Source organism: Erythrobacter sp. (assembly GCF_036351135.1).
Classification (GTDB): domain Bacteria; phylum Pseudomonadota; class Alphaproteobacteria; order Sphingomonadales; family Sphingomonadaceae; genus Erythrobacter.
Map to the genome: position 1 here is coordinate 96,034 of NZ_JAZBON010000037.1, position 19,246 is coordinate 115,279.

General features: G+C 63.8%; 14 protein-coding genes. 7 read left to right on the forward strand and 7 right to left on the reverse strand.

The features are described from left to right. Positions 1 to 9: 9 nt before the first annotated feature. A complete protein-coding gene (locus tag V2I30_RS14715; protein WP_442896942.1) occupies positions 10 to 4,491 on the forward strand; it encodes a multiheme c-type cytochrome in 4,482 nt (1,493 codons plus the stop codon). Between the two features lie 65 nt (positions 4,492 to 4,556). On the opposite strand, the gene V2I30_RS14720 is transcribed toward V2I30_RS14715, so the two are convergent. From V2I30_RS14720 to V2I30_RS14735, 4 genes are read right to left on the reverse strand one after another with little or no spacing between them, the layout of a single operon-like run. Continuing rightward, entirely contained in the window at positions 4,557 to 5,420 is an 864-nt protein-coding gene (locus V2I30_RS14720) for a metallophosphoesterase (RefSeq protein WP_330662938.1), read from the reverse strand. A gap of 36 nt (positions 5,421 to 5,456) precedes the next feature. Then, positions 5,457 to 7,262 carry a cytochrome c3 family protein gene (locus V2I30_RS14725; protein WP_330662939.1) on the reverse strand — a complete coding sequence of 602 codons (1,806 nt, stop codon included), beginning with the start codon at positions 7,260 to 7,262 and terminating at the stop codon, positions 5,457 to 5,459. Positions 7,263 to 7,275: 13 nt separating this feature from the next. After that, the gene (locus V2I30_RS14730; RefSeq protein ID WP_330662940.1) at positions 7,276 to 8,148 is read right to left on the reverse strand and encodes a hypothetical protein; all 873 of its coding nucleotides are present in this window, start codon (positions 8,146 to 8,148) and stop codon (positions 7,276 to 7,278) included. After that, a complete protein-coding gene (locus V2I30_RS14735) occupies positions 8,148 to 10,544 on the reverse strand; it encodes a cyclic nucleotide-binding domain-containing protein (RefSeq protein WP_442896945.1) in 2,397 nt (798 codons plus the stop codon). Before V2I30_RS14735 ends, V2I30_RS14730 begins: the two co-directional genes overlap by 1 nt. Positions 10,545 to 10,730: 186 nt before the next feature. Here V2I30_RS14735 and V2I30_RS14740 point away from each other — a divergent pair, with 186 nt between their 5' ends. Continuing rightward, a complete protein-coding gene (locus tag V2I30_RS14740; protein WP_330662942.1) occupies positions 10,731 to 11,717 on the forward strand; it encodes a tetratricopeptide repeat protein in 987 nt (328 codons plus the stop codon). Between the two features lie 98 nt (positions 11,718 to 11,815). Here the strand turns inward: V2I30_RS14740 and gdhA are convergent, their stop codons facing one another. The 3 genes from gdhA to V2I30_RS14755 form a co-directional block, all read right to left on the reverse strand. Continuing rightward, positions 11,816 to 13,171 carry an NADP-specific glutamate dehydrogenase gene (gene gdhA / locus V2I30_RS14745; protein WP_330662943.1) on the reverse strand — a complete coding sequence of 452 codons (1,356 nt, stop codon included), beginning with the start codon at positions 13,169 to 13,171 and terminating at the stop codon, positions 11,816 to 11,818. A 154-nt stretch (positions 13,172 to 13,325) separates the two neighbouring features. Continuing rightward, positions 13,326 to 13,934, reverse strand: a complete 609-nt coding sequence (locus V2I30_RS14750; protein ID WP_330662944.1) for a hypothetical protein — start codon at positions 13,932 to 13,934, stop codon at positions 13,326 to 13,328. Between the two features lie 90 nt (positions 13,935 to 14,024). Continuing rightward, on the reverse strand, positions 14,025 to 14,363 hold the full coding sequence (locus V2I30_RS14755; protein ID WP_330662945.1) for a tRNA-binding protein: 339 nt from the start codon (positions 14,361 to 14,363) through the stop codon (positions 14,025 to 14,027). 81 nt (positions 14,364 to 14,444) lie between these two features. Between V2I30_RS14755 and V2I30_RS14760 the strand changes: the two genes are divergently transcribed. From V2I30_RS14760 to V2I30_RS14780, 5 genes are read left to right on the forward strand one after another with little or no spacing between them, the layout of a single operon-like run. Beyond that, positions 14,445 to 14,924 (forward strand): (2Fe-2S)-binding protein, encoded by a 480-nt coding sequence (locus V2I30_RS14760; RefSeq protein WP_330662946.1) that lies wholly within the window; start codon positions 14,445 to 14,447, stop codon positions 14,922 to 14,924. 4 nt (positions 14,925 to 14,928) lie between these two features. Continuing rightward, the gene (locus tag V2I30_RS14765) at positions 14,929 to 17,175 is read left to right on the forward strand and encodes a xanthine dehydrogenase family protein molybdopterin-binding subunit (protein WP_330662947.1); all 2,247 of its coding nucleotides are present in this window, start codon (positions 14,929 to 14,931) and stop codon (positions 17,173 to 17,175) included. A gap of 25 nt (positions 17,176 to 17,200) precedes the next feature. After that, positions 17,201 to 17,662 (forward strand): c-type cytochrome, encoded by a 462-nt coding sequence (locus tag V2I30_RS14770; RefSeq protein ID WP_330662948.1) that lies wholly within the window; start codon positions 17,201 to 17,203, stop codon positions 17,660 to 17,662. Positions 17,663 to 17,692: 30 nt separating this feature from the next. Beyond that, positions 17,693 to 18,634, forward strand: a complete 942-nt coding sequence (locus V2I30_RS14775) for an XdhC family protein (RefSeq protein ID WP_330662949.1) — start codon at positions 17,693 to 17,695, stop codon at positions 18,632 to 18,634. Beyond that, positions 18,631 to 19,209 (forward strand): nucleotidyltransferase family protein, encoded by a 579-nt coding sequence (locus tag V2I30_RS14780; RefSeq protein ID WP_330662950.1) that lies wholly within the window; start codon positions 18,631 to 18,633, stop codon positions 19,207 to 19,209. Before V2I30_RS14775 ends, V2I30_RS14780 begins: the two co-directional genes overlap by 4 nt. Positions 19,210 to 19,246: the final 37 nt, after the last annotated feature.

Sequence of the window (19,246 nt, forward strand, 5' to 3'; positions counted from 1 at the left end):
AGCATCTCGATGAACCTGCGCGCCGCCTTTCTCGCCTTCGCCGCGCTGTTGCTCGGCGTGTCGATGTTCCAGGCGGAAACGCAGGCTGCCGACAAGGAAAAGCCGGTCAAGCGCGATTATGCGAGCGTGATCGCGCCGCCCGCGCCGGCACGTCAGTCGCAGGCGATGGCCGATGCGAAGTCGGAAGGTTGTCTGACCTGCCACCGCGCGAGCGATGCGCCAACCATGCACGAAACCCCCGCGGTGGTGCTCGGCTGCACGGATTGCCATGGTGGCAATGCGTCCATCGCGGGCAACCCGCAGCTGCCCTACGATCATCCGGATTATGTGGGCGCCCGCGATGCGGCGCATGTGCTGCCAAAATATCCCGACAGCTGGCATTTCCCGTCTTCGGCGAACCCCAAGCGCTCTTATGCGCTGCTCAACAAAGAATCGCCGGAATTCGTGAAGTTCGTGAACCCGTCGGACTACCGCGTTGCGCGCGAGGCCTGCGGGTCGTGCCACATCCAGTCCATCGAGGCGGCAGAGCGCTCGATCATGGCGACCGGCGCGATGCTGTGGGGCGGGGCGACCTATAATAACGGCATCCTGCCCTTCAAGAATTATATTCTGGGCGAAGCCTACACGCGCTCGGGCGATCCGGCGGCGGTCGCAGGCATCGGCGCGGTGCTCAGTTCACCTGGCGAACTGCCCGATGGCGGATTGTCGCCGCTTCAGGAAGAGCGCGGGGTGCTTGCGCAGCTCTATCCGCTACCGACCTGGCACGTGATTCCGCCCGCCGATGTCTTCCGCGTGTTCGAGCGCGGCGGGCGCACCATTAACTCGCAATTCCCCGAGATCGGCCTGCCCAGTCCGACCGGGCAGATTCAACGCCTTGAAGAGCCGGGCCGGCCCGACCTCAAGCAATCGAACCGCGGCCCCGGCACCGGCCTTCGCGTCGCGATCCCTGCGCTCAACATCCACAAGACCCGCCTCAACGATCCCTTTACGTGGTTCATGGGGACGAACGATCAGCCGGGCGATTATCGCCACTCGGGCTGCGCTTCGTGCCATGTGGTTTACGCAAATGACCGCGAGCCGCGCCACTCGCTTATCTACGCGCAATATGGCCGCGATGGGCAGACCGTGACGGTCGATCCCTGCATCAACCCGCAGGCCAACACCAATGCGGCGCTCCAATGCTACGCGCAAGTCAGCGCCGGCAGTCATGACGCGAAGCATTCGCGCATTCCGGGCGTCGCCACCGGCGATTACGACAAGGGCCTCGAAGGGCTCCCCAAGAGCGGGCTCAAGAATGGCGGCTATGACGGCGATGTCGAGGACGGCGACTACACCGGCGATCTCGCCGCCAAGGGTTCGGGCCATGGCGCGCTGAAGGGGCCGAACGATCAGGCTGGCGGCGACATGCCGAAGCGCGAAAAGGGCCACCCCTTGCGCCACGTCTTCACCCGTTCGATCCCGACCTCGCAATGCATGAACTGCCACATGCATCAGCCCAACATCTTCCTGAACTCGTATCTCGGCTACACGATGTGGGACTACGAGAGCGACGCACCCATGATGTGGCCCGGGCCGGAAAACACGACGCCGCGCCCCGAGGGTATGAGCGACGAGGATTACCAGGCGTTCTACAAAGAGCAGCGCTTCCCTACAGCCGAACAGGTGCGCGCGATCCTCGATCGCAATCCCGAAGCCGCCGCCGCGCGCGGCATGTGGGCGGATATCGATTTTCTGCGCAATGTCTATGAATTGAACCCGGAGCTCGAACACACGCAGTTTGCGGATTATCACGGCCATGGCTGGAACTTCCGCGGTATCTTCAAGCGCGATCGCGACGGCAATCTGCTCGATGCCGAGGGAGAAATCCTGCGCCCGGGCAATGCCGAGACCGACAGTCCGGAAGAGTTCGCGCGCCACAACGATCGCTGGCGCCAGCGCTGGCGCAAGGACGGTGAGGAGCTGTTCGTCGAGGTCGAGAAGGATCCGGCCAAGAACGGCTCGAACAATCCGGGCACCGCGGTCCACATGATGAGCATCCATGCCGAAGTCGGGATGCAATGCGTCGATTGTCACTTCGAACAGGACACGCATGGCAACGGCCTCATCTATGGCGAGGTCGCCAATGCGATCGAGATCGGCTGCAAGGATTGCCATGGCACCGCGGACGCCTATCCGACGCTGCGCACCAGCGGCCCCGCCGCACCGCCTGAAGGCCACAACCTGGCGCTGCTTCGCAACCCGGATGGCCAGCGCCGATTCGAATGGATGGAGAACGAGGAAGGCCGCCGCGTCTTGATCCAGCGCAGCCTCGTCGATCCTGATCTCACCTGGGAAATGAGCCTAGTAAAGGATTCGGTCGATCCGAAAGCGCCGGTGTTCAACGCCAAGGCCGCGCGCTCGAAGCTGATGAGCCGCTACGGTGCGGAGAGCGGCAATTTCGAATTCGGCAGCGGCGTCGAAAAGGCCGACCGCGCGCATAACGATGACGACATGGCGTGCTTCACCTGCCACCTATCCTGGACCACCTCCTGCGCGGGCTGCCACCTGCCGATCGAGGCCAACTGGAAGACCAAGAGCCACCGCTACGAAGGCGATTCGACCCGCAACTGGGCGAGCTACAACCCGCAAGTCGCGCGCGACCAGATGTTCCAGCTCGGCAAGCACCAGACCACCAAGGGCAACCAGACCGCACCGGTTCGCTCGTCCTCGGCGCTGGTCCTTTCCTCGACCAACATCAACCGCGAGCGCATCTACGTGCAGCAACCGCCGATTAGCGCGATCGGCTTTTCGTCGCAGGCTTTCGCACCGCACTTCCCCCACACCGTGCGCAAGACCGAGACCAAGCAGTGCTCGGATTGCCATCTGTCCGAGGCCGAAGACAACAATGCGATCATGGCGCAGCTGCTGCTGCTCGGTACGAATTACGTGAATTTCGTCGGCATGCATGCCTTCACCGGTCTCGAAGGCGGAATCAGCGCGGTGCGCGTCACCGAATATGACGAACCGCAGGCCGTGCTCGGCTCCTACCTGCACCGCTATTCGTATCCCGAATACTGGCGCCGCCATGTCGAGGACAATGATCGAGAGCTGAAGAATTGGGTCCGCGGCGAGGCCTTCGATGGCGACATTTCGGGCGAAACCAAGCCGTTCGAGGAATTCGTCAACGTGCACGAAGGCACGCGCGATGCGGTCCGCTGTCTCCAGATGCGCGGCGAATATCTGTTCGTCGCAGAAGGGAAGGGCGGGTTCCGCGCCTACGACATCGCCTCGATCGCGAACAAGGGTATCTCGGAGCGGATCATCACCGCGCCCTTCTCGCCCCTCGGCCATGACACGCATATCGAGACCGAAGACGCGACCTGCATGGCGCTCGCCACCAACCAGCCCATTGCTCCGGAACGCAACACGGCGCGCACGCGCGAGGTCAACCAGGAGCAACCCTTCAGCCCGATCTACGATTACGCCTTCATCACCGACAGCGAGGAAGGGCTGATCGCAGTCGACGTCAACACGCTCGCCGATGGCGAATTCCGCGACAATTTCTTCAAGCGGGCGATCTTCCCGGGCGGCGCAAAGGCGTGGAACCCCGATGGCGTACTCGACGGCGCGCGGCACATCACTCTAGCGGGAGACTATGCCTACATCACCGCCAATGCAGGCTTGGTGACGGTCTACCTGCCCAAGGACGTCGCCGACGATCCGGCAACGCCCTACCGCGACGAATGCGAGCTCGACCCGGCGAACCGCGCCGAAAGCTGCCTTGCCCCGCGTGTGACAAAGGTCGTGCCGCTCACCGATGCGCGGGCGACGACGGTGCAGTTCCGCTATCTGTGGGTGACAGATGCGGACGGGGTCAAGCTGTTCGACGTGACCGATCTCGGCAATCCGGTGGCGGTGCCCGAGGCAACCTATCCGGTCGCCGATGCGCAGCGCCTCTATGTCGCGCGGACCTATGCCTATGTCGCGGCCAAGGCCGACGGGCTTCTGATCCTCGATGTCGAGAACCCGCGCGCGCCCCGGCTCTATGACCAAGTGACGCTGGACGGCACGCTCAACGATGCCGAGGACGTCATCGTAGGTTCGACCAACGCCTCGCTCTTTGCCTATATCGCCGATGGGCGGAACGGGATGAAGGTGCTGCAACTGACGAGCCCGGAGAGCCAGCCCAACTATTATGGCTTCAGCCCGGCGCCGATGCCCGAACTTGTCGCTTATGCCAGGACCCCGTCGCCCGCGCTGGCGCTGTCCAAGGGGCTCGACCGCGACCGCGCGGTGGACGAAACGGGCGGCCAGATGGCGGTCTTCGGCCGGCTCGGCTCGCGGCCCTTCACGCGCGAAGAAATGGAGAAGCTCTTCATGACCCGCTCGGGCGTTCCGTGGAAAGTCAGCGACGAAGTCGACATGAACCGCTGGGTCGGGAGCGAAATAGGGCCGTTGCGCCGCAATGCGGGGATGGACAGCGAGCCCCATACGGACGATTTGGGGGGATGATGCTCGAGCCAGGGGCGAACCGCTCACCCTGACGAGCGGTGACGCATCGGCTTTGGCAAGCCTTCCTATTGCCGCTCGGCGAACAGGCCCCGAATCATCGGCTTCAGATGCTCTTCGAAGCGCGCGAGGGTTTGCCAATGGCCGACCGGCTGGAAGTGCGAGACCAGCGCACCGCCGCGCCATAGATGGAGGCTGTAGAAGGGCGGCTCGGCAGCGACGATTGGGCGGCTGTCGGCAACATCCGCATCCATCGGTCGAAGATCGAGCGCTACGGCCGGCGCGACCGCGGGGGTCACGCTCAGGGGAATGCCCTCGACCACCGAGTGCAGCGGACGGTGAAGGTGCCCAGCCTGGATCGAGGCGATCTGGCTATGGCCGCGCACGGTGTCGTGGAACCGCCGATACCATTCCTCTCCGGGTCGCGGATCCATCCATTCGATCCCGGCGACCACCGGCGGATGGTGCAGGAACAGGACGGTTGGCGTATCGGGATGGTCGGCGAGCTCGCGCGCCAGCCAGGCGGCGCGGGTTTCGCAGAAAGCACCCCCATGGCGACCAGGCTCGAAACTGTCGAGGCACAGGACGCGCAGCATATCGTCTCCCTCGCCCAGCTCGATCGCGAATTGCGCGAAGCCATCGGCGGTGGGGCAATCGGGGAATGCCCTCAGCATTTCTTCGCGATTGTCGTGATTGCCCGGAATGACCGCGACCGGAAAGCCGCAATCGGCGACAGTGTCGCGAATGCGCTCGTAGCATTCGGCCTGACCGCCATCGGTCAGGTCGCCCGACAGGATCAACAGGTCGGGCTGGACCGGCTGCGACAGCAGATGGCCGAGAACATTGCGAAAGCGCACGAAATTGAACTCGTTCTCGCCCGCCTCGGGTTCGAAACCGATATGCGTATCGGTGATCTGCGCGATCAACACCATAGGTTCCGGATGTGACGTATGCGCCCCTTGCATGATCTATCGTCGCAGGCTGCCGAGGATGGATGCAACCGTGTCGCGTCGCCCGTCCCCAGGCGCGCCGGGCATGCCGGCGGGGTGGTCCTCGGGGCGCCAGGGCATGGTCGGGGTGTGATAGCTGTGGCACATGGCGCAGCTCGACGGGACGATCTCCTCGGTCTCGATCGCGCTTTCGCCGAGATGACAGTCGCGGCAGGTTTCAAGCCCCGGGATCAGCAGGTCGGTCGCCTCGTCCGAAGTCGCAGTGGCGTGACAATCGGCGCATTCGGCGACGTCTCCGTCATGCGCGTCATGCGGGAACCAGCCCTTGTGGAGATATTCGTCCGGTATGTTCACCGGCACCAGGTCGGGCCGGCCCTCGGTCTGCGTGCGGATATGGCAGTCGCCGCAGGTGCCGCCCCTCTCGAGCGCACGGTTGATCGCGATATAGGCGCTCATCGGCCGTCCGAAATTCGCGAAATAGCGTCCACCCGACGCATATTGTCCCGGACGATAGCGCCCTGAGGTGACGGGACGGCGCGGACCGCGGTCCACGCGGGCGAGGTCTTCCATCAGCTCGACGACATTGCCGTGGCGCAGCCGGGTGAAGCCTGCTCCGCTGCGACCGGAGACGAGGCTGTGACACGCTTCGCACGAATCCTCCATCACCACCGGGGCATACCCGCCGGGCGCGCCTGCATCCTCCTCGTGGCAGTCGCTGCATTCGAGCGGCGCGCCATATTGCGGTAGGCTGATCGCCATGCGAGCGGCGCCGCCATCTTCCGAGACGTGAATGTCGTGCGGGAACAGCAGTCCGCTTTTTTCAACCGGGTCGCGATCGAGCGACACGCGCATAGGCTCGTCGGAGAAATGGGCGGTGTAGATGAGCGGGCGGAATTGCGGGTGCTTGTCGCCGAAATCGTCCGCATTGCCGAACGAGACGTCGGTCAGCCGCGCATCGAGATTGTCGTGGCAATCGGCGCAGAATTGCTCGCTCGAGGCTTCGAGCTTGACCGGACCTTCATGCTCAGAATGACACGAGACGCAGCCCAGCGGCCCCTCCTTGCCAAGCGTTTCGGCGATCGTCCACTGCGCCTGGTCGCCCCAGCTCATCGCCGGCATGCCGAGCCGCTGGCGCGGCATTTCGGCATGATCGTTGAGGTCTTCGTGGCAGGTGAGGCAGGTCTTGTCCTGGACCGAGATGAAAGCGGTCTGGTGGCACGCCTCGCAATTGTCCTCGAGATCGTGATGCGCCATGCTGAGCTCGCCCGAACTCCAGGCGGCATCGAACAGGACCTGGCCCTGTTCGACGTTCTCGGGATCGTTGGTCACCGGCGTGCGCGTCAGATGGGTGAAGATCGGCACGCTCAGCAGCAGGATGAGGATCGTCGCGGCGAAGCCCCAGGCCATCGCCCGCTTGCTCGGCAATGCGCTGGTGAGCGCGAAGTTCTGAAGCGCGTCGGCAGCGCCTTCGTTCGCCTCGACCTGGCTGACGGTGATCTGGACCGGGCCATCCTCCCCAGCGCGTCCGATCGCGAGGCGCGCGGAGCCAAGTGCGATTTCGGCACCGACCGCCGGGTCGATCGTCGCGCTTTTCCGCGTCTTACCGTCGATCGCGAAGCCCAGCCCCGTAATCGCCTCGGCTCCAATCATGCCGCCGCCCGCATCGGTCAGCCGCACGTGGCGTTGTTCGACCGCGAGGTCGGGCAGGTGAATGTCGTTGTCCGCCGCGCGTCCGATCGTAACCGCGCTCTGATCGAGCGTGCGATCGCGGACGATCTCGCGGCCGGCGGCGGTAAAATCGATGGTGCGGATCAGGAAAGCCACGACGTGAGCGTCCTTACCAGTAGTAGAATACGCTCACGACATGCGCGAGCAGGGCGGCGAGCAAGGCGATCGTCGCCGGGATGTGGATGAAGAGCCAGATCTCGAGCAGCGCCTTGATTCGCAGATGGCGGCGGATCTGGCCGAGCTGTTCCAGACGCTTTTCAAGGAGGGCGCGGGTGCGGGCTTCGGCCTCGCCCTCGGCGCCCGCGAAGTGGGCGAGCGCGCGGCGGGTCTTGCAGCCGGGATAGGTGCCGGTGAGCCGCCCCCAGGCGCCGCCGTAGAACACGTCCTGGCCGAGCGCCGCGATGACAAGATCGGACTGCGCCCGGTCCAGCGGCTGCGCGGCGCTTTCGAGCTGACGGTCGAGCGCGGTGAGCGCTTCGAGCATTTGCGCGCGCGTCATCTCGCCGCGATTGGAGGACAGCGCGCTCGGCAAGGTCGCATAGGCGATGACGCCGTAAATCCCGGTGACGATGACAATCAGCATCAGGACATAGGCGAGGGTGTGCACGTTCCAGCCGATCTGGAAGCCCGTATGCAGCGTACCAACGACGATCAGGGCCAGGCCGAGATAGACATGCGCGCTGGTCCACGCCTTGAGGCTCCATTGCCCCGCGGTGATGTTGCGCTTGCGGATGCCGAGCAGCGAAAGCCAAACGATCAGGCCGAGCCCGATCGTGCCCAGCGCATAGCCATACCAGCTGCCGCCATTGGGCCGCGGCTCCTGATCAATCAGCGCGTAGCCGAGGCCGGTGACGATGCATAAAAGCAGCGCCAGCCATAGATAGCGGTACTTCTTATGCTTTAGGAAGCTGACATGGTCGGCGCTGCGCCGGCGCTCGTCTTGCGCGTAGCGATTGCCGCCTCCCGAGGCTGCGGTGGCCATTATTCGACCTCCTCGGTGAGCTTGGTAAAGGTCAGGAATTTGTCGGGCGAGACACGGATCGCGGCGCCCGTCGGACACGCCCGCACACAGGCCGGGCCGCCGTCAATGCCTGAACACATGTCGCACTTGATTGCCTGTTTGGGCTGTTCGGGATCGCCATGGGTCTTGCGCCATTTGTAGGACGCTTCGCCCGGACCCGGGCCGGCCCCGAAAAACAGCCAGGAGAGAAGCGAAGGCTTCTTCGGCGGCGCCGGATCCATGCGGATCACGCCATACGGGCAGTTGCGCTGGCAATTTCCGCAGCCGATGCAGGTGTCGTCGATCACGACCTCGCCGTCCGGTCCGCGCTTGATTGCGTTGGGCGGGCAATCCGCCATGCAATGCGGGTGCTCGCAGTGGCGGCAGGAAGTGGGGACGTGGAGATGCGCATAGGTGCGACCCGCTTCACGGTCGAGCCGGGAAAGCCCCTCATGCGCGTCGGCGCAGGCGCGCTCGCAATTGTCGCAACCGATGCATAGCTTCTCGTCGATCAGCAGCACGTCGGTCGCCTCGCCCAGCCCTTCGTCGACGAGGAATTGCGCGGTCTGCGAATAAAGATCGACCACGTCCTCGAACTTGTCCTTGCGGCTCTCGATGAAGGCGTTGGTCTTGCGCCGCCCTTCCATCTGTGTGAGCGCGGTTTCGCGCAGCTTCGGATTGCTGTCGAGCAGCGCGACGAAGGCTTCGCCCGGCAGGCGGATCGCTTCGGCCTTGATCGCGGCTTTCACGGTCGCGGTGCGTTTCGATCCGTCGATCGCGGCCATTTCCCCGACATAGCTGCCCGCTGGGAGGTAGGAGAGGAAGACCGGGCGCCCGCCGATGTCCTTCTCGACGATCATCGAACCGCGACGGATAATGTAGACGTCCTTGTCCTCGTCGCCTTCCTGGATCAGTACCTGGCCGGCTTTGACCTCGAGCACTTCTGCGGCCTCCACCAGCGGCGCGATGTCGCGCGGCGTCAAGCCCGATCCGAACATCTGCAGCAGTTGGCGCTCGATCGCGATCCGGTTGACCGCGGCGGCGGCACCGGCGGAGGTGGCGATCAATTTCAGCGCTGCGTTGCGCGCCAGCTCGACCGCGACAACTGGCTCGGCCGCGCGGATCGTCGAGCCGCGACGGCGCCCGGAAATGAGACCGACCTCGCCGAAGATCGAGCCTTCCTCGATCGGCACGGTGATCGAGGGATCGTTGGGATTGACCTCGACCGCGACGGACCCTTGCGCGATTGTGAAGAGCGAGGACCCCGGCTCGTTGCGGCGGAAGATCGCTTCGCCCGGCTCGTAGGAATGGACCGTCGAATCGAGCATCAGCTCGCGCAGTTGTAGAGGCGAGAGATCCTGGAACACCTGCACTTTGGTGTTGAACACTTCGAGCCAGTGATCGACCGAGTGATTGCCCGGTAGAGGTGCGAACTTCTCCTCCAGAATCGGCTCGTCAGCGGGCTTCAGCTCGGTGTTGCCGTTGAGGAACTCGATGACGTCGTAGCCCTGGTTCATGCAGTGCTTGATGAGCGGATAGCCCGCCAGAGCGCCGATCACATGGATGCCAGGCGTGGTCGTTTCGAAAGCCGGCGTCAGCTTGGGAAATGCGCCGGGATCGTCGCTCGAAAACTCGATCCCCATTTCCTCAACGAACTTGCGCGGCGGCTGCGATCCGGTGCGCGCGATGATCCGGTCGCACTTGATCGTCTCTTGGCCGTCGCGCGTCTCGAGCACGAGCTCGCCGTCGCGCACTTCGGCCGGGCTGGTTTCGCGCCGAACGCTGATCCGCCCGTCCTTCTCGGCTTCTTCGAGCAATGAGACATTCGCCGCCTTGGCACGTGCGAAGCTGTCGCGGCGGTTGAGGATGGTGACGACGTTGCGCTGCGCATCGTCGGCGGCGAGGCCGAGCGCGTTCTCAATTCCCGCATCGCCCGAGCCGATAACCGTGATATGCTCGTCGAAATATTCGCCTGGATCGTCCAGCTGATACTGGATCATCGGATGGTCCGCGCCCGGACAGCGCAGCATGTTGGGATTGCCCTGCGTCCCGATCGACAACACTATCGTTTCGGCCTCGACTTTTTCGCCGTTCTTCAGGCTGATCGTAAAATCGCCCTTCTGGCCCTCGACCTTGACGACCTCCGCGTCTTTCTTGACGTTGACGCCGTGCCCCGCGGTCTGTTCGTCCCAGATGCCGAGGATCGCCTCGCGTTTGCCCGCGTCGAAATCCATGTCCGAACGCAGCACAAGGTTGGAGGGTGTCGCCATGACGTGCTTGCCCTTCTGATACTTGTAGATCGTATCGGAAAGGTGATCGGTCTTTTCCAGCAGCACATGGCTCATGCCGAGCGCGGCGGCACGACCGGCCGCGCTCATCCCGGCCGGGCCGGAACCGATAATGGCAACTTTGAACTTCTCCGCCAATCTATCCCCCCCTTGGATAGATATCCCCACTAACCCTTACCATAAGCGCTGTGGTTTCAAAGACCAGAGAGAATTGCTGGCTTGTGCCCCGGATGCTAGTCGACCGTTTGGGGAATTAATGGGACGGGCATCAAACAAGTGACACAAGAGACGGCAGAAAGTTCAGGCGAATCGCGGGCGGCAGAGCGCGGCGGGAGCAAGGCTGGATGGTGGCTACTGGGCGGCGCTGCCGTGCTCGCGGCGGGTTCCATCGGCTACAATATCTATGACGGCGATACGGGCGAGGGCAAAGAACCGCTCGCGGCGAATGCCGAGCCAACGATAGAGGAATTGCGTGCCGCTGCCGAAGCGTCCGACGACGATGCGCGGCAGTGGAGCGAGCTTGCCTTTGCGCATTTCGAACGCGGCGAATTCGCCGACGCGGCAAGCGCCTATGAACGCGCGGTCGCGATCGACGGCGATGCGGCAGAATTGTGGTCGGCGCTGGGCGAGGCGTGGGTGATGGCGGTCGACGCGGCGAGCGCCGCGGCCGATCCGCTGCCGGCCAGCGCGATCGATGCTTTCGAAAAGGCATTGAAGCGCGATCCCAGCGATCCGCGCGCGCGCTATTTCCTCGCGGTGAAGCGCGATCTCGACGGCGACCACCGGGGCGCTATCGCCGCCTGGCTCGATCTGCTTGCCGACACCCCGCCGGGAGCACCTTGGGAGAACGACGTGGTGCGTACGATCCAGCAGGTCGGCGCGATCCACGACATCGCGGTAGAGGATCGGTTGCAGACCGTCATCGCGGCGCGTTCGCCCGAGATTGCGATCCCTGGATCGGGCAGCGCGGCAGGCGATGCCGCCTCGCCCAATGTCCGCGGCCCCACCGCGCAACAGGTCGCCGATGCAAGCCGCATGACACCGGGCGAACAGGAGAACATGGTGGCCGGGATGGTTGCCGGGCTCGAAGCACGCCTCGAAGACGATCCGAGCAATCTCGATGGCTGGGTGATGCTGATGCGCAGCCGCATGACCCTGGGCGAGACCGGCAGAGCGCGGGAGGCCCTGGCGAAAGCGGTTGCGGCAAATCCGGGCAATGCCGAGGAATTGCGGCGCCAGGCCGCGCAGCTGGGAATTCAGTAGATCGGATTTGTCCCCGCAGAGTCTGGTACTTCGCAAGGACGACTGGAAAAGAAAAGGGCGCCCCGCGAGGCGCCCTTTCAAGTCGTTTGGCAAGGGGCTCAGACCACTCCGAATGCCAGCATCGCGTCGGCGACCTTCTTGAAGCCCGCAATATTCGCGCCCTTCACATAGTCGACATAGCCATCGCCCTGATCGCCATATTCGGTGCATTTTTCGTGGATGCCTTGCATCAGCTCGGTCAGCATGTCGCCCAGACGCTCCTGGTTCCAGCTGATGCGCTCCGAGTTCTGGCTCATTTCGAGGCCGGAGACAGCAACGCCGCCGGCATTCGCGGCCTTGCCGGGCCCGTAAAGGATCTTCGCATCGTGGAAGACCTTCACGCCTTCGAGCGTGGTCGGCATGTTGGCGCCTTCTGACACGGCTTTGCAGCCATTGTCGACAAGCGTCTTCGCCTCGTCCTCGTTCAATTCGTTCTGCGTCGCGCAGGGGAGCGCGAGGTCGCACTCGACGCCCCAGGGCCGCTTGCCGTCGTGATATTCCGCATTCTTGAATTCATCGATATATTCGCTGATCCGCCCGCGCTTCACGTTCTTGAGGTGTTTTACCCAGTCGATCTTCTCCTGGTCGATCCCGTCCGGATCGTGAACGAATCCGCCCGAATCCGAGAGGGTCAGGACCTTGCCGCCAAGCTGGGTGATCTTTTCCGCCGCGTGCGTTGCGACATTGCCCGAGCCGGAAATGACCGCGGTATGCCCTTCGACATCCTGCCCTTTGTGCTTCAGCATGTTGCGCAGGAAATAGACCGCGCCATAGCCCGTCGCCTCGGGCCGCATCTGCGAGCCGCCATATTCGAGCGCCTTGCCCGTCAGTACGCCTTCCCAGCGATTGGTGATGCGCTTGTACTGCCCGAACATATAGCCGATCTCGCGCCCGCCGACACCGATATCGCCCGCCGGCACGTCCGTCTCCGGGCCGATATGACGGTAAAGTTCGGTCATGAAGCTTTGGCAGAAACGCATGACTTCTGCGTCGGATTTGCCCTTCGGATTGAAGTTCGAGCCACCCTTGCCGCCGCCCATCGGCAGGCCGGTGAGCGAGTTCTTGAAGGTCTGTTCGAAAGCGAGGAATTTGAGAACGCTTTCGGTCACCGAAGGGTGGAAGCGAATGCCGCCCTTGTAGGGGCCGATCGCATTGTTGTTCTGCACGCGCCAGCCGCGCTGCACGCGGATGTTGTGGTTGTCGTCCTCCCAGCAAACGCGGAACGAGACAATCCGATCGGGCTCGGCGATGCGGCGCAGGATCTGCGCCTCGTGATATTCCTCCTTGTCGTCGATGAAATCGAAAATGTCCTGGGCCACCTCATGGACGGCCTGGATGAATTCGGTCTGTCCCGGATTGCGCTTCTTGACGCCTTCCATGAACTGTTCGAGATTTACATGATCGGATACCGGCATTGTCTCTTCCCCCCTTTGAAAACAACGCGACCTAAAATCTGGATTTTCGCGTCTCTATCCTAGCAAAGCGGTCCTTGCGCAAGAGCTTGTTCGCCGCCCACTAAAGTGACCGCGCATGATGCGTATTGCAGCTAACGAGACCAGGACCACGCGCCTATCTTGCCAGCTTTTCGATCCGGGCTTCGATTCTGCGTATCGCGCCAATCCACGAAGGAGCGTTTTCAGCAGACGCCTTAGCAACTGTTGCCTCGGCCAGCTCACTCATGAATTCATCGTAATAGCAAAAGGATGAAGCAAACAGCTCGACGAACAGTTTCGGTTCGATCAGCCTCGCCGACAGAAGCTTGTCGACTTTCACCCAGAAATACAAAAACATGGTCAGGGCATCATGCTCGGTATGCTCTTCCATCGGGTGAAAATATCGGAAATGGGATACCGACGCAGATTGGGACTGCTCCTCGACCGTGATGAAATGATCGTAGTCCACTTTGGGGTCGTGCGAGGGAACCCAGCCACATACGATCGCGTCGAAATATTGCGATCTTTCCGCTTTGTCCATCGCGCGAAGTTTGACCAGCAGGCGATATGTCGGGAGCACCGAAAACCGGTAGAAGTCGCCAGAGTAGAAATTTTCGAACAATTCCGCCGCGCGGTTTCGTTGGTCGACCCGGCGTTTGATCATCGCCGATGTGACAGTGTATAAAGCCATGAGCGCGGCGATTATACCGCCAAAAAGGCTCACAAGGCCTTCATCAAGGACCATTTTCCTCACCCCCCGGTACGGCAGGATTGGCAGATGATGCGGCTGGGGTAAAGGAGCGAAACTAACTTCGGTTAATTGCGCAGGGCGACGTCAGATAAGGCGCGCCCCGTTCGGCACATCCCTATCAGGCGCAGCCAGCGCGATTGCGCTATCGATATCCGGAAAGCCCAGAACGAGGATTTCCGACATGAACGGGCCGATCTGGCGGGGCGGAAAATTCACAATGGCCATAACCATCCGCCCCACCAAATCTTCAGGCTTGTAGTGTTCGGTAATTCGCGCAGAACTTCTTTTGACCCCGATCTTATTGCCAAAATCCACCCACACCTTGAGTGCGGGCTTGTGCGCTTCTGGAAAAGGCTCTGCTCGCGTCACGGTGCCTGCGCGGATGTCGACCTTTTCGAAATCCTCTATCGCAATCGTCTCCATCGTCCTCGCTCCCTTTCCTTGACGCAGTCTTTTCGATAGATTGCGGATAGCAACCGGGTAGCGCGACGGGAAATTTCAGTCATGGCCGACTTCATCCTCAACGGGGAGCGCGTCTCTATCGACGCCGATCCTGCCATGCCGATCCTGTGGGTGGTGCGCGAGAAAGCGGGACTTGCGGGCACCAAGTTCGGGTGCGGCATCGCGCAATGTGGCGCCTGCACCGTCCATCTCGACGGCGAGCCGGTGCGCTCGTGTTCGACCCCGATCGCCGATGCCGAGGGACGTGAGGTGACGACGATAGAAGGCATCGGCGGGCCGAATGGTGAACTGACGCCCGTACAAAAGGCGTGGGTCAGCGAGCAGGTCCCGCAATGCGGCTATTGCCAGTCCGGCCAGATCATGAGCGCCAGCGCGCTGCTGCGCGACAACCCTTCGCCCTCGGACGCCGACATCGATTCAGCCATGCGCGGCAATATCTGCCGCTGCGGCACCTACACCCGCATCCGCCGCGCGATAAAGGTCGCCTCGGGCCAGCTCGAACCGCGCGACGAGGAGGCTTGAGGCGATGAACGAACTGTCTCCTGAAAAGAAATCGCGGCTCGGCAAATGGTCGCGCCGCGGCTTTATCGGCGCGGGCGTGCTCGCGGGCGGGGGTCTGCTGATCGGGATCGGCGTGCGCCCCGGCAACCCGATCGACGAGCTCGCGCCTAAGGTGGCGGCGGGCGAGGGCGAACAGCTCGTCAACAGCTGGGTGAAGATCGACACCGACAATATCGTCACCGCGATCGTCCCGCATTGCGAGATGGGGCAGGGCGCGCATTCGGTCCTCGGACAGATGCTCGCCGACGAGCTCGACGCCGACTGGAACAAGGTCCGCGTGATGCAGGCGCCGGCGGACGGCTCCTACGTCGTCACCGACACCGCGCGCATGTTCGTCGCGCCTTTCACAATGAACGCCGCGGATTGGATCGAGCCGACCTGGAACGGTCTTTTCACCCAGGTCGCGCGGCTCGCCGATGCGATGATTACGGGCGGCTCCTCTTCGATCCGCACGACTGGGCAGCATTCGATGCGCATCGCCGGAGCGGCGGCGCGGCAGATGCTGGTCGGCGCGGCGGCGGAAGGATGGGACGTGCCCGCGGGCGAGATCGTCACGCGCGGCAGCATGTTGATCCACGAAGCGAGCGGGCGGCGCGCGCCCTATGCTGAGTTCGCCAGCGCCGCCGCCGAGCAAAGGATGGACCAGACCCCACAGCTCAAGACGGCGGACCAGTATCGCCTGATGGGCCGGAGCATGGCGCGCACAGATATCCCGGCGAAGGTCGACGGCAGCGCGCGCTTCGGCATCGATGCCGAGCCGGAAGGGCTGGACCTCTCCTACGCCGCCGCCATCCGCCCGCCCGTCCCCGGCACGAGCGTCGCCGCGATGGATGCGACAGCCGCGCAGGACATGGGCGGCGTGCTGCAGATCCTCAATATGGGCGATTTCGTCGCCGTCGTCGCCGATTCCTATTGGCAGGCAGAGCAGGCAGCGCGCGCGATCGATATCGAATGGAGCGCCTCGGACAGCCCGGTCAGGACGATGACCGATCAGTATGGCGTCTTTGCCGCCGCGCTCGACGAGGCGGGCGATGATGGCGGCGAGGAAGCTGCCGCGCGCGGCGATGTGCGCGCCGGGCTCGCCGATGCGGCAACGCGGATCGAGGCGGAATATCGCGTGCCCTATCTTGCGCATGCGCCGATGGAGCCGATGAACTGCACCGCGCATGTGGCAGATGGGGCGTGCGACATCTGGACGAGCACGCAGGTGCCGCTAATGGCGCGCAGCGCGGTTGCCGAGACGCTGGGCCTCGGGGCGGAAGATGTTACCATCCATCACCCGTATCTCGGCGGCGCTTTCGGCCGGCGGCTGGGGGCGGAATATGTCGCCATGGCCGCGCGCATCGCGCAGGCGACCGGCTATCCGGTCAAGCTGATCTGGAGCCGGGGGGAGGATACGCAAAAGGCACTCTATCGCGATGCCGATACCTGCCGCATGGCAGCGGGCCTCGCCGATAACGGCGACCTCACCGCCTATGACGCGATCTTCACCCAGCGCCACGATCCGGCGGAAGCCTGCGTCCCTGCCATGTACGACATCGCCAATACGCGGGTGCGGCTTGCCGAAGCGCCGCTGCATTTGCCGTTTCAGGCTTGGCGCGCGGTCGATCATTCCAAGCAGGGCTTCTTCATCGAAAGCTTTATCGACGAGGCCGCTCATGCTGCCGGCAGCGACCCGGTCGAATATCGGCTCGCCATGCTCGGAAAATCGCCGCGCCACGCCGCCGTGTTGCGCGAAGCGGCTCGGATCAGCGGCTGGAACGGCGAGACGGCACAGGGCCGGGGCAGAGGCGTCGCGATCGTCGAAAGTTTCGGAACGATCGTTGCCCAGGTGGTCGAAGTCGACATGGCATCGGGCAAGCCGCGCCTCGAAAAGGTGTGGGCGGTGTGCGATGCGGGCTATGTCATGAATCCCGACGGCTTCCGCAACCAGATCGAGGGCGGGATCGTCTTCGGTCTGACCGCGGCGCTTTATGGCGAGCTCGACCTGAAAGACGGCGCGATCGTGCAGAGTAATTTTCACGATTATCGTATGCTGCGCATCGATGAGACGCCAGATATCGAGGTCGCGATCATTAACAGCGGCGATGTCCCCGTCGGCGGGGCGGGAGAGCCCGGCCTGCCGCCCGCCGCCCCGGCACTCGCCAATGCGATCTTCGTTGCGACGGGCGAGCGGATCCGGACGCTGCCGCTTGCCAGGCAATTCGTCTGACCTACGCCTGACCGATCTGTCGCAAATGAGACGAACCGTCACCGCCCCGCCCGTTCTGCTCCTCGCTCTCGTCGCAGGCTGCGGATCGAACGAGGCGCCGCAGGTGATGGAGCAGATCGTCGTGCGCGAACCGGGCGATCCGGCCGTGCAGGAGGCTGGCGAAAATGCGGCGACGCGCGATCTCGTCGCGCTAGGAGAGGATGGCTTTCAACGCTGCACCGGCTGCCATGCCTATGAAGCCGGCGCACCATCGGCCGCCGGGCCCAATCTTTACGGCGTCATCGGTCGCGAGGCTGGCGCGCTGGCCGACTATCTCTATTCCGACGCGCTCGTCGAAGCCGATTTCGCATGGGATGAGGCGAGCCTCGATGCCTATCTCGCCGCCCCGGCTGCCTTCGTGCCCGGTACGGAGATGGAAGCGGGCGCGGTGCCGGACGCCAATGCGCGCCGCGCCATTGTCGCCTATCTGGCCGCAGGCGCAGATTGAGCCAGCGCCGGCAAGCCCGCCTCACGTCCGATGGATCAACGCCCAGTTCTTGAATTTTTGCATGGTGCGGCGGCGGGCGGCGGGCGGTGCGTGCTCGTCGCGGTCGGCGCGGTCGAGGGGTCTTCTATGCGCGCGCCAGGGACGATCATGGGGATCGCCGAGGACGGCAGCTACGAAGGATCGCTCTCGGGCGGCTGCATCGAGGCCGCGGTCGTTGCCGAGGCGTTCGATGTTCTGGCGGCGGGCAAGCCGCGCGTGGTGCGGTTTGGCGCGGGCTCGCCCTATCTCGACATAAAGCTGCCCTGCGGTGGGGGGCTCGACCTCGCTTTTCATCCGCTGCGCCATTGGGACGCGGTGGAACGGGCGCTGGCATCGATCGCGGTGCGCCAACCGTTCTCGCTGGTCGCAAGCGAAAGCGGCCTGACGCATGAGGAGTGCTGGCAGCCTCCGCATTTCGAGCCGGACAGTCCCGCCTTTGCCTTCGGATATTTCCCAGCTCCGCTGTTACAGATCGCCGGGCATGGGGCGGCGGTGGAGCAGCTGGTTCTGCTTGGCCGCACCTACGGCTGCGATGCGCGGGTGATCACGCCCGACGCCGAAATCGCCCGGCGTCTCGGCAGGCGCGACGTGCCGGCGGCGCTGATCGAGCGCACCGGACAGACCGACCTTCTCGGCGGCGATCCGTGGACCGCGACCATATTGTTGTTCCACGATCACGACTGGGAGATCGACCTCATCGCAGCCGCGCTCGATCGTCCGCACTTCTATCTGGGCGCTATGGGCGGCCGCAAAGCTCACGCATTCCGCACCGAAGCACTCACGGCGCGCGGGGTAAGTGCGGAGGCGATTGCGACGATCCGCGCGCCGATCGGCCTGTTCCATTCCTCGCGCGATCCGCAGACGCTGGCGCTTTCGACGCTGGCCGAAGTGGTGCGCACCTATCACGAAACCGATTTCGGCAAGGTGGTATGAGTGCCGGTCCGCGCATCGGCGCAGCCCTGTTGGCGGCGGGTTCTTCGCAGCGCTTCGGCGCGGCTGACAAACTCGCGGCACCGTTCCGCGGCGACAAGCTTGGCCTGCACACGGCTAGGGCGCTGCCGGTAGGAATGTTCGCAGAGGCGCTCGTAATTGTCGCGGCGCCCGGCCACCCTTGCGAGGCGGGCTGGCGCGCGCTCGGCCTCGAACCGGTGATCAACCCCAATGCCGCGCAAGGCATGGGAACCTCGGTCGCGCTCGCGGCACGGCGCGCGCTGGGATCGGAGCTCGACGGCCTGCTGGTCGCGCTTGCCGATATGCCGCTGGTGCCGCGTGCGCATTTCGGGGCGCTTCTGGAAAACTGGAACGGCCCATCGACCCTCGCCACCTCCGCGAAAGGCGAAGCGCGATTGCCTCCGGCGCTGTTCGGGTCGGAGCATTTGAGGGCGCTGAGTGGGCTCGAAGGGGATCGCGGCGCGCGCGGTCTGCTCATGCAGGGACGCGTCGTCGACTGCCCTCCCGAATGGCTGGTCGATATCGACCGCGCGCAGGACCTCGTCGCGCTCGATTGAAGCATGGACAGTGCGCCGTCCGCCGCTCAAGGTGGTC